The organism is Streptococcus mitis, assembly GCF_047464035.1.
GTDB lineage: Bacteria > Bacillota > Bacilli > Lactobacillales > Streptococcaceae > Streptococcus > Streptococcus mitis_DX.
In genome coordinates, this window is the sequence record NZ_JASHCQ010000005.1 from 83,911 (window position 1) to 95,926 (window position 12,016).

The 12,016-nt window shown below is 38.6% G+C and carries 7 protein-coding genes; 1 reads left to right on the forward strand and 6 read right to left on the reverse strand.

Translation table 11 applies throughout. The annotated features are described in order from the left end of the window. Window positions 1-11: 11 nt before the first annotated feature. From QM818_RS03160 to QM818_RS03185, 6 genes are all read right to left on the reverse strand, one after another. Entirely contained in the window at window positions 12-878 is an 867-nt protein-coding gene (locus QM818_RS03160; protein ID WP_153193231.1) for a carbohydrate ABC transporter permease, read from the reverse strand. Window positions 879-1,099: 221 nt separating this feature from the next. After that, window positions 1,100-2,428: an ABC transporter substrate-binding protein gene (locus QM818_RS03165; RefSeq protein WP_143952410.1), complete on the reverse strand. Its 1,329-nt coding sequence runs from the start codon at window positions 2,426-2,428 to the stop codon at window positions 1,100-1,102. A 228-nt stretch (window positions 2,429-2,656) separates the two neighbouring features. After that, a complete protein-coding gene (locus tag QM818_RS03170) occupies window positions 2,657-4,174 on the reverse strand; it encodes a PTS transporter subunit EIIC (RefSeq protein WP_000477437.1) in 1,518 nt (505 codons plus the stop codon). A gap of 18 nt (window positions 4,175-4,192) precedes the next feature. Next, window positions 4,193-4,891, reverse strand: a complete 699-nt coding sequence (locus tag QM818_RS03175) for an N-acetylmannosamine-6-phosphate 2-epimerase (protein ID WP_001135679.1) — start codon at window positions 4,889-4,891, stop codon at window positions 4,193-4,195. A gap of 289 nt (window positions 4,892-5,180) precedes the next feature. Next, entirely contained in the window at window positions 5,181-8,681 is a 3,501-nt protein-coding gene (locus tag QM818_RS03180) for an SIALI-17 repeat-containing surface protein (protein ID WP_414299905.1), read from the reverse strand. 563 nt (window positions 8,682-9,244) lie between these two features. Beyond that, window positions 9,245-10,225, reverse strand: coding sequence for an acetylxylan esterase (locus QM818_RS03185; RefSeq protein ID WP_414299906.1), 981 nt, complete (start codon window positions 10,223-10,225; stop codon window positions 9,245-9,247). Window positions 10,226-10,592: 367 nt separating this feature from the next. On the opposite strand from QM818_RS03185, the gene QM818_RS03190 reads away from it, so the two are divergent. After that, on the forward strand, window positions 10,593-11,507 hold the full coding sequence (locus tag QM818_RS03190; protein WP_049551070.1) for an Rpn family recombination-promoting nuclease/putative transposase: 915 nt from the start codon (window positions 10,593-10,595) through the stop codon (window positions 11,505-11,507). Window positions 11,508-12,016 lie beyond the last annotated feature (509 nt).

Consider the following 12,016-nt stretch of genomic DNA (forward strand, 5'->3'; position numbering starts at 1 on the left):
GTCTCCTTTCTTTAATATTCTACGTCGTTTCCGAGTGCTTTAAATTGAACAAAACTTACGATCGCAATCATGACTGCCAAGAAGACACCAATTGTGTTGGCATAGCCGTATTCTGTCAATTGGAAGGCTTTTTCGTACAGGTAGTACATCAAGGTACTTGTTGAGTAGTTTGGCCCACCAGATGTTAATAGTTGAATCAAGGCGAAAACTTGAAATGAGTTAATTGTTGTGATGATTGCGATGTAGAGAGTTGTTGGAAGAAGGCTTGGCCATTTAATCTTCCAGAAAACTTGAAATTCAGTTGCACCGTCTACACGAGCCGCTTCAACCAGTGAATTGTCAATATTCCCCATAGCAGCTATGTAGAGGATGATTGGTTGACCAACTGAAGTTGTCAAGAGGATAATCATAATTGCCAGTAATGCCCAGTGTTTATCTCCCAACCAAGAAATATTCTGGCTGATGATATGGCTTGACTTAAGGACAAAGTTTAGAATCCCTGATAATGGGTCATAAATCCATTTCCAAACAACTGTTACGGCAACACTACCTGTTACAACAGGAAGGAAGAAGACGAAACGGTAGAAAGATCTGGCAATAGCATTTTGATGGTAGGTTTGCGACGCCACAAAGAGCGAAAAGAGAACAACAATCGGTACAGATCCAACAACCAAAATAACTGTGTTAATCAAAGACTTCATAAAGACAGGGTCTTTAAACATACGAATGTAGTTGTCCAATCCCACAAACTCAAATTTAGTCATTGAATAGTTAAAGAAACTTGTAATGAATCCCATAATCATAGGAACCAATACAAAGATGACAAAGAAGAATAATACTGGTGCTAAGAAAGCGTAGGAAATCACTGTTTCCCGCATACGAATTTTATTGACTTTCACAGTCGGCACCTCTCTTTCACAAATAGAATATTTTGGATTTTCTTGAACAGTTTTAAAATCAAAATGAAATTTTTTAAGATTCGCTTATGTAAGAACTTCATTTTAATTTCGTGACAGTTTCTGATATTTCAAATAAAATCCTCCCTTTTCTTACATAGATTATGCACAGGGAAAAGGGAGGAGTCAATCTGATTCAGTGCTTATTGTTTTGTAGCTTTTTTAATTGTTTCGTTAGCTTTTTCAGTGAAGGCTTTTAAAGCATCCGCTGGTTTTTGATCGCCATTTGAAACTGATTGCAACATTGGGAACCATAGAGTTCTCATTTCTGCAAAACCATCAATTGTATTGTAGTATGGTGAGTAGTATTTAGTCCAACCACTGATTGTTTCCATACGTTTATCTTCATAAAGTTTTCCAAATGAAGTACGAACTGGGAAGGCACCTGTACGAACAACGTCTTTTGGACCCCATTCTTTGTCATCCGCGATGAATTGAACGAATTTCTTAGATGCTGCAACTTTCTTGTCGTCTTTGTTGTTGAATACTGCAAATCCGTTTACAAGGTATTCAAGAGCTGGTTTACCTGAATCTGATGGGAATGGTACTTCTACCACTTCTACTTTACTTGCTTCCAAGAGTTTAGCTTGGATACCGTTTTGAGCTGGCGCCCAAAGGATTGTGTAAGATGTTTGACCGTTGGCAAAGTTTTGGATATCTGCTCCACCGTCAAATTGTGAACCGTTGTTCAACAAACCGTCTTTGATCCAGCTAGCTGCTTTTTCAAGACCTTTGACGAATTTAGGATCATCAGTTGTATATTTTGTTACATCTTTATCTGTTACAGAACCGCCGTAAAGGTTTGAGATGAAGGCACGTGTTCCTTGGTCTCCCCCTTGACCAGAACTGAACAATGAACCTGGTGTGTAGCCTTTGTCTTTAAGCGCTTTCAAAACTTTCTCAAAGTCGTCTGTTGTCCAACCTTCTTTTACAAGGTTCGCAACTCCAGCATCTTCCAACATTTTCTTGTTCATAGCCATGTAGAATGGTGCTGAACTGATTGGATACATGTAGGCTTTGTCTCCAGCCTTACTTGCTTTTACAATGTTTTCATTGTTGACATCTTTAACAAAGTCATCTGTGAAGAGGTCATTCAAGTCAGCCAATTTACCATTTTTACCATATTGGATGATACGTCCTGGTGCGTCAAAAAGTACGTCTGGAGCTGTTCCTGCTTCGATGGCTGTTGTGATTTTTTCAGGACCTGACTTGAAGTCGATGGTTTCCAATTTCACTTTTATATCTGGGTTTGCTTTTTCAAACGCTTCGATGATTGATTTTTCATAAGTTCCAACACCGTCACCAGTTTTTTCTTGGGTAAATACTGGGAATGCCCACCAAGTGATTTCTGTTTTTCCGCTGTCGCTACCAGATTTTGCAGCATCTTTACTTCCGCCAGAATTTCCACAAGCAGCAAGACCAAGAATCGCAGCACCCGCAAGCACTGTACAAGCTAGTTTTCTAAATTTCATTTGTATTCTCCTATTTATAAGCGTATCCATATTGGATAATGAGCAAGTTTGCATCTGTATACGTTTTCATTTTATCCGACGCTTCCACCACTCTCCTCTGTTTTTTATTAAGTCAGTAAGTACTTATACTCTTCGAAAATCTCTTCAAACCATGCCAGCTTCGCCTTGGCGTACTCAAGTATAGCCTGCGCCTAGCTTCCCAGTTTGCTCTTTGATTTTCATTGAGTATTAATCATCTACACCTAAAATTTCATTAATACTATTTTTATATAAGATTGCTTTTGCTCCATATATTGCTTGAATACCACCCTTCACTTCTAAGACATCAACTGCACCAATTTGTTTTAAAAGTGCTTTATCAACTTGATGAACTTCTTTTACAGCTACACGTAAACGTGTCACACAAGCATCTACATCTTCTATATTATTTGATCCACCCAACGCTCTGATAATTTGTAGGCTATCCTGTTTTAAATGATCTGCAGTATTTGAAGTTGAATCTGTGGATTCAGAAATTTCTTTAGAATCTACTTCTTCTCCTCGTCCTGGCGTTAGAACGTTGAATTGAGTAATGAACCATCTAAAAACAATATAATACAGAACACTCCAAATAAGTCCAAATGGAATCTGAAGAACCCAATTCGTTTTAGCGTTCCCCTGCAAAATTCCAAATAAAGTAAAATCGATTACACCTCCTGAGAATGTGTTTCCTATTGAAATATTTAAGACGTCTGCAATAAAGAAGCTGACACCATCAAGGAATGCGTGTACAACATATAGAACCGGACTGACAAATAGAAACATAAATTCAATTGGTTCTGTAATACCGGTAATAAAAGATGTTAAAGCAACTCCAAAAAACAGACCCGCGTATTTTTTACGACGATTTTTAGGAACACTATGGTACATCGCTAAACAGGCAGCCGGTAAACCGAACATCATTGTTGAGAAACGACCTGCAAAAAACCTTGTTCCTTCTGTAAATAATCCAGAATGAGTCGGGTCGGCTAATTGAGCAAAAAATATTTTTTGAGCTCCAACCACTGTTTGTCCTGCAACAGTTTCAACACCACCAAGTTCAGTATACCAAAACATAGGGTAAATCATATGATGTAAGCCTACTGCTCCAGAAAGTCTCATTAAAAATCCATATAGAAAAGTTCCAATTGGACCCGCCTGAGAAATATATCCACCTGTAGAAACAAGAAGTTGTTGAAAAGGTGGCCAAATAACAAAGAAGACAAAGCCAATTAAGATAGAAGAGAACGATGTAACAATAGGAACGAAGCGTGAACCCCCAAAGAATCCTAAAGCGGAAGGTAATTGAATATTGTTATATCGATTGTGCAAATATACGGCAACTATTCCGACAACTAATGCTCCAATAACTCCAGTATCAATTGCAGATCCTTCTGCCATAAAAAGTTTTACCAGAGCTTTAATCGTTGCAGTCATAACTAAGTAACCAGTTACTCCTGCTAGCGCAGCGGTTCCTTTATCTCGTTTCGCTAAGCCAATACATAATCCCACACAGAGAAGTAGTGATAAATTACTGAATACAACCTCTCCTGCAGAGCTCATTACTTGGAATATTGATTGAAAAAAACTATTGTCTAGTATTGGATAAGTTGCTATCGTGGTTGGGTTTGAAAGTGCACCACCAATCCCCAAAAGTAGACCTGCTGCAGGAAGTATAGCTATAGGTAACATAAAAGCTTTTCCAACTTTTTGTAAAACTTTAAACATAAAATTCCCCCTTACATCTTATTTGAGACCAGCAACAAAGCGTTCTGTAATCTCTTTTGGTCTAGTAATAGCGCCACCAACAACAATACCTCGCACTCCATATCCTAGGATTTGTTTGGCTTGTTCTGGTGTATGAATTTTTCCTTCTGCAATGACATCTACACCAGCATCACAGAGTTTTTTGATCAATTCAAAATCGGGACCATCCACTTTAGGACTGTAAGATGTGTATCCTGATAAGGTTGTTCCGACAAAGTCAATTCCTGCTTCAACGGCTGCCAATCCTTCCTCGAAAGTACTTGTATCAGCCATCAAGAGCTGGTTAGGATATTTTTCCTTAACCTGACGAATGAACTCTTGAATCTCCAAACCATCATAGCGTTCACGCTTGGTACAATCCAGAGCAATGACCTCGATGTCCAGTTCTGCCAGTTCATCAACTTCTTTCATAGTAGCAGTGATGAAGGGTTCTTGCGGTGGATAATCTCGTTTTATTATCCCAATGATTGGAAGGTTTGTAACCTCCTTGATTTCCTTGATATCGCGAACACTATTTGCTCGGATACCGACTGCTCCACCTTGCTCAGCCGCTTTGACCAGCAATGGAATGACTCCTCCCGCTTCTGTATAGAGCGGTTCGTGAGGAAGGGCCTGACAAGAAACGATGATTCCATCTTTGATTTGTGCAATCAAAGCTTCTTTAGTAATCTGTGGCATCCTCTTTCCTCCTTTTCTTTGTTCTTATGAGTTCATTATATACCATTTGTTAAGCGCTTTCAATACTTTGTCATAGAATAGATTTCAGTTTCAAAAGTATTTTATAGAACAGCTGTTTCTGAAAGTAGTTTCAGATAACATAAATATCCGTACCTATTACTCAAAATTACGAATCTTATTATAAACTTCTATATCAATAAAACCAGTCTAGAATTCCCATCTTTTTACAGGACTCCAGACTGGTTTATTTTAGATTAACATAAAAGTTCAAAGAACAACTGAAGACAAATTAACTGTCTTTTCGCTTATAAGAAATCATTGCTCCAAGGAACATTCCTACAAAACCAAGCAAAACTGTTGTTATTGATTTATTCTCACCTGTATCTGGTAACTTAGCCTGTTCATTGTTACCTACTTTATTCTCTGATTGACTAAATCCTGAGTTCTCATTTGTAGATAACAATTTAGATGACAGTAAAAGTTCCTCAGCCTTGTTATCTTCTGTAGGCTTTTTAAATAGTGGATTGTCAATGGAGTGTCGGAAAGTCATCGCATAAATACTATAATTATTAGTCTCAAAAATAATCTTTCCATCTTTTTGTTCGAATTCAATAGTGTGTAGTTTTCCTTCTGGATCTACAGCATAAACATTCTCAACGGACTGATCTGTAGCAAAAGTAACAAGGACTTTTCCTTCAAGTTTAACATATCTTCCATTTACATCCTTCAATTTGATATCAAATGCTTTGTAGTTTAATGAACTTAAATCACTAACTTGAACTTCTTGCATTTGAATACCTATCACATTTTTCAATACTTCTTCTGAAGCTTGAATTTGAATACTTCCTGTTTCATTTTTTAAAATACGTTGTGAACTAGCAATTCCTGTGATAACGTTCTTAGTTTCTGCTTCATCCTTACTGTCTTTATTATTTACTTGTTTATCAGTAGATTTCACTACTGAACTTCCTTCTCCTGAGGTTGATAATGGACCCATATATTCTGGGATTTCTAGTATCGGAGATTCAGTGAAAGGAACTCCTCCTGTAAAGTCTGGCTTAGCTACTGTAGGAGCTGGAAAGTCTCCTAATGTGGATAGAACACCGCTATACTCTGGAACTTCTGTAACAAGTGAGTCGCCTCCGTTAACTCCGCCTGTGAAGTCATGCTGTTCAACTGTTGGAGCCGAGTCTTCTCCTGAGCTTGATAATGTATCACCCATATACTCTGGCTTAGCTACTGTAGGAGCTGGAGAATCTCCTAATGTGGATAGAACACCGCTATACTCTGGAACTTCTGTAACAAGTGAGTCGCCCCCATTCACGCCACCTGTAAACTCTGGCTTAGAGACTGTAGGAGCTGGAGAATCTCCTAATGTGGATATAATACCGCTATACTCTGGAACTTCTGCAACAAGTGAGTCGCCCCCATTCACGCCACCTGTAAACTCTGGCTTAGAGACTGTAGGAGCTGGAGAATCTCCTAATGTGGATATAATACCGCTATACTCTGGAACTTCTGTAACAAGTGAGTCGCCTCCATTCACGCCACCTGTAAACTCTGGCTTAGAGACTGTAGGAGTCGCAAAGTCACCAGATGTACCTAAAATACCAGAATCTTCTTTTCCACTATCTTTTTTTGGATCTAATTTCCCAGCTAAATCCTTATCCGAATCCTTCTTAGAAGGTTCCACTTCTTTATCTTCCACATAGACAGGATCTTTTGGTTGACCCTCAATATAAGAACGAACCCAATCCAGCTGCTCTTTTGATAAAACCAAACCACCACTACGGCTTCCTACAACACCATTTTGGTGAACTCCAATTAAAGCACCTTTATCATTATAAAGACCACCACCAGACGCTCCAGGTTTCGTACCTCCATAGCTAATTCCCTCTATTCCAGAACCGAAGTCTGTAGTTCCTACTACTTTGCTATCTAAAACTGGACTTAGCTTGTTATCTGGAAAACCATAGACCGAAACTGAATCCCCCTCTGCAACTTTCGAAGATCGTTTTACAACCTCTACAGGAGTTACTCCTTTTACCTCTTCTTTTAATCGAACCAAAGCTAAGTCATTTTTAAATCCAAATACTGAATCTTTCTTATTCCAATAAACAATATCATCATCTGAAAAATTCACAGACAACCCATTCGGCAAGGTTGCTTTATACACTGTATTGGTGCGACCAGATTTAGTAACTACCTCAGAACCTTTAACTGTTAAAAAATTATGAGCGACTGTTAACACCAAATTGGGTGCAATTAAAGTACCTGACCCCGACCCATCTGGCGTTTGAATGTGCGTTGTAGCATAGAAATTTTCTGAACCATTCGGAGCTTGTAACACCTCTTTACTAGGCACAGGTAAGTTCGATTTACCACTCAAATCGACTTTACCAACTTCAGTTCTTGCAAAATCCGAAGAAGACGTTGATGGAGGAGTTACCGAATCTACTACCGCTCTTATAATTGTATCTCCTAAAGCTAACTTACTGACATAGTCATCAGACCAAGTAGTATCACTTGCTAGTTTGTTAATTGACACTCCGTTATAGGATACCACTTTAGCTGTTGGGGAAGTTGCTATTAACTGTTTGAAGTCTGGATTTTGTCTTAAATGAAAATTCAAGCCACTTCCAACAGGACCTTCCTGAACAACCTTATCTGAAATCAAACGAGTTCCTTTAGTATCTTCCACTCGAAGTAGAACACGACCTTTTTCTTCACCTTTTACTAAAGTAGCTCGACCTTTTTCATCAAAACTATACAAAGCACCGTCAATCTCAGACTCTACATCTTTTAAAGCTATATGATTTTCATCATAGTAGTAACGGTTTGCACCATCTATATACCAACCCTTTATACCATATTTATCAATCATTGACTGAATCCAAGCTCTGTGCTTTTCCGTAAAGATAGTACCACCGCCAATACGCTCATTCTCAGGAGCGTTTGAAGTATTTGTTCCGTGCTGGTGGATACCGACTACCTCTCCCTTATCATTAAACAAAGGAGCACCTGAAAAACCTCCTAAAGCTGAGGAATGATAAGTGACTGCACCACTCTCTTTATTGATACTGCTCACAGTTGTTGAGACTGAATAAGCCTTACCGTCTTTCAAGCGAGCTTTATTTTCTTTACTTAAATTTGGAGTAGAAAAATCATTGGGATATCCGACCATAGTGATTTTATCACCAGTAGAAACCTCTTTATCACTCAACTCTCTTGGGGAGTCTTCTCCCCCTGTCATAGCTTCTACAGGCTTTTTAGTTACCACTACTGCTAAGTCGTTGCTATAGTCTTTCCCAAAATCTTTTCCGTTATACAAGTGAATAGAGTCTTTTTCAAGAGCTTCTGATACCCCTGAAGTAGGTACTTTATTGTTCTTTTCCGTCTCTGAGTTCATCACAACATAACTACGAGCAGACTCCCCACCACGCAAGACCGCAGACTTATCCTCTTGGTTTTTATCATAGTAGTTATGAGCTACTGTCACCATCACATTCGGCGCTACAAAGACACCACTGCCAGAAGCCGTTTGTTTTCCACTTGTTCCGCTATCATAAGTGGTGTAAGTCATAGCAACACCTTCTGCAGATTTACTATGAACATCCACATCTTTTATATCGTTACCACCCTGAATAACATCAGCAGCAACGACTCCACCACCAATAACTGGTAAGTCTGGTGCAGCTAATCCAATCACTGCAGATAGTGTCAAACAACCAACCAAACCATAAGCTTTGGATTTACGAAATTTTCCCAAACCTTTTAAACATACAAACATGCATTACCTCACTTTAACTTTCAAAGTTAATTTATCCAAGTATATTCTAAAAAATAAAATATTACAGTTTCCATTAGCATAACACTCTCTACTTTGATTCTTACAATAAAAATAGCTATAGATTATTTTGTTGCTTTACAAATGCTATTTAAGTACTGTATCTACAGGAATATCGTTTTTACAAGATATTAGCCTAATCAGAAAACCATGTTATACATAAACTTATATATAAATGTTCATTTGTAGCGAAACTGTATATTTTCTTATAAATTATAACATATTTCACAGACGCTTTCCAATGTATTGAAATAGCTTATACCCAACTAGATAGAAAATGAATTGTTTGACACCACAGCCCAGAAAAAAACTCATACTCAATAAAAATCAAAGAGCAAACTAGGAAGCTAGCCGCAGGCTACTCAAGACACTGTTTTGAGATTACAGATAAAGCTGACGTAGTTTGAAGAGATTTTCGAAGAGTATGAATTTCAAAGTATATATGAACTAGAATATTTGCTAACTAGATTCTGTACAAAAAGAGAGCTACTGGGCTCTCTCATTTATCATTTTACATACTTAAAAGGAATCTCACTACCACACAGCCAGTTGTAGACTTGATCATTAACAAATACATTCATGGCTTCGTGGGCATACTCAGGCATGATGCGATAGGCTTTATCGCAGGTCAGACGGTTGTAAATCGCAAATTGGGTAATAGGATAGCAAACATCGTCGTCCAAGCCCGTAATCATCTTAACCTCACCCTTGATACGATGGGCAAGATTTTTCACATCTATATAGTCCAGGGTCGATATGATTTCCTCCTCAGTTTCATGGAAGGGGTCGTGAAACTTGAAATAACGGAAAAGTTCGTCGTAAGCTTCACTGGTATTGCCAATCTCAAGCACTCGTCTGAAGTCTGACAAGAAAGGATAGATGGCAACAGTTTTCTGAATCCGAGGATTGAGCGCTGCCGCAACCAAGGCTAGAGCCCCTCCTTGTGAAGCACCATAGCTAGAAAGACGCTCCTCATCAACCTGAGGCAGACTAGCAACAATTTCAACCAACTGGTAAATATCCAGATAAACATCCTTATAAAAGAGGTGATCCCGACCTTCCACAGCACCACGGATAATATGCCCCTTAACTGTATTTCCTAGAGGAGAACGCAAGCCGTCTTGTGAGTAACCCGACTGCCCCCGCACATCCATGGAAACAACACCGTAACCAGCCACGGTGAAGGCCAGCATGTCGGCCCAGTCCCAGCCACGTCCCATATAACCATGGAAATGGAAGATTAGTGGAACCTTCTCCTCACTCTTTGGAAGAACGACGCGTGCATAAACCTTGCCTTCATTGGTTCCTTCAAACGTTAACTCATAGCAACTAACTTGAGGAATGTGGAAATTTCTTTCCTCCAACTGGTAGGCTGGAAGAGTTGAAACTTTTTTCACTTCCTCATCCCAGAAAGCATCAAAGTCTTCTGGGACCTCATCCCGTCCTCTATAAGTCTTGATTTCTTCTAATAAAGCTGGATTTTTCATAGCATGCTCCTTTTATTTTGTAATCGCTATCACAACTGTAGCATATCTAGAAAAGCAATGCAAGAAAGAAGGGTAATACTCTTCGAAAATCTCTTCAAACCACGTCAGCTTCGCCTTGCCGTATATATATGTTACTGACTTCGTCAGTTCTATCTGCAACCTCAAAACAGTGTTTTGAGCAACCTGCGGCTAGTTTCCTAGTTTGCTCTTTGATTTTCATTGGGTCACTTCTAAAACTAACTTCCAGTTTTGGGAGAGAGAGGGAAGTTACTTTGAGAAGTTACGCTTTTTTACGAATAAATAGATAGAAGCACTAAATCTAGTCAACCTAGAGGTAAAAATGTGCTATAATGAAAGGAGAGAAAGAATGATTCTCAGACATCCGGGCATTAGCCCGACCAATGATTTAGTGGCTAAGAAGATTTTTAGCAACCCAGAAATCACTTGTCAATTTATTCGCGATATGCTGGACTTACCAGCCAAAAATGTGACCATTTTGGAGGGAAGCAATATTCACGTATTACCCTCCATACCTTATTCAGTGCAGGATTTCTATACCAGTATAGACGTTTTAGCGGAGTTAGACAACGGCACCCAGGTTATTATCGAAATACAAGTGCATCATCAGAATTTTTTCATCAATCGCCTGTGGGCTTACCTATGCAGTCAGGTCAATCAAAATCTAGAAAAAATTCGTCAACAAGAAGGAAACACTCACCAGAGTTACAAACACATCGCACCAGTATACGCAATTGCTATTGTGGATAGTAATTATTTCTCAGATGACCTAGCCTTTCACAGTTTCAGTATGCGTGAGGACACGACAGGTGAGGTTTTAACCATTACCAACAATGGTCAGGAAAACCATTTAGTTAAGATGGCGTTCTTGGAACTAAAAAAATACAGAGAAACCAGCAAAGATAGCATTCGCAAACCGTGGTTGGAGTTTTTTGGGAATAAACCCTTTACTCAGGAACCCGAGCGAGCCATCAGCCAGGCAGACCAACTGCTGGACTACAAGAGCTGGTCCGAGGAGGACAGGAAGATGTTTAGTCAACTACGTATGCGAGAAGAACAAGCCTTGTTAGCGCAGGACTATGCCTTGGAACAAGCTAGGGCAGAAGGGATTGAACAGGGACTGGAGCGTGGAAAAGTTGAAGGAAGTTTGTCTATGCTACTAAATCTAGTCCGTCAAGGTCTTTTGCCTTCTGAAGTTGCCAGTCAACAGTTGGGTATGACTGTCTCTGAGTTTGAAGAACTATTGAAAGAGCATCATAAATAAGAACTAAAAAATATAGAGAAACCAGCAAAGATAATATTCGCAAGCCGTGGTTGGAGTTTTTGTAAATCATTAAATCAATGACAGATTTTTCCGTAATAGATGGAAGAATCTGTTTTTTTAGTTATGCTAGATGTTGGCTCTGAAATATTAAGATATAGTGTATTGAAATAAGATATGAACAAAGAAATTAGGAAAGTCAAATTATAGTTAAATGAAATAAAAACTGAACAAATTGATCGCGGAATTCAAACTAATTTCTAAAAATGTTTTAGAAAACTAGGTGTACTATTCCAGATTCAATCTACTATAATTTCTAGAATTTTTTTAGAATCCGCAGTGTGCTATTTTAGATTCAATAAATTGTGCTTTTAGAAACAAAAAAGGCTCTATAATATTTGTAGTGGGTAACCCCCTATAGATATTATAGAGCCGATTTTTGTGTAGAAAAAAAGTCCCATAAGATCTATAATGAAAAGCGATCAAACAACTCATTAGAAAGATTCATATGG

What these genes read in the sequence shown, in the direction of transcription:
- QM818_RS03190 (WP_049551070.1), top strand. Translation starts at nt 10,593, where the DNA reads ATGATTCTCAGACATCCGGGCATTAGCCCGACCAATGATTTAGTGGCT.
- QM818_RS03175 (WP_001135679.1), bottom strand. Translation starts at nt 4,891, where the DNA reads ATGCCACAGATTACTAAAGAAGCTTTGATTGCACAAATCAAAGATGGA.
- QM818_RS03180 (WP_414299905.1), bottom strand. Translation starts at nt 8,681, where the DNA reads ATGTTTGTATGTTTAAAAGGTTTGGGAAAATTTCGTAAATCCAAAGCT.
- QM818_RS03185 (WP_414299906.1), bottom strand. Translation starts at nt 10,225, where the DNA reads ATGAAAAATCCAGCTTTATTAGAAGAAATCAAGACTTATAGAGGACGG.
- QM818_RS03165 (WP_143952410.1), bottom strand. Translation starts at nt 2,428, where the DNA reads ATGAAATTTAGAAAACTAGCTTGTACAGTGCTTGCGGGTGCTGCGATT.
- QM818_RS03160 (WP_153193231.1), bottom strand. Translation starts at nt 878, where the DNA reads ATGCGGGAAACAGTGATTTCCTACGCTTTCTTAGCACCAGTATTATTC.
- QM818_RS03170 (WP_000477437.1), bottom strand. Translation starts at nt 4,174, where the DNA reads ATGTTTAAAGTTTTACAAAAAGTTGGAAAAGCTTTTATGTTACCTATA.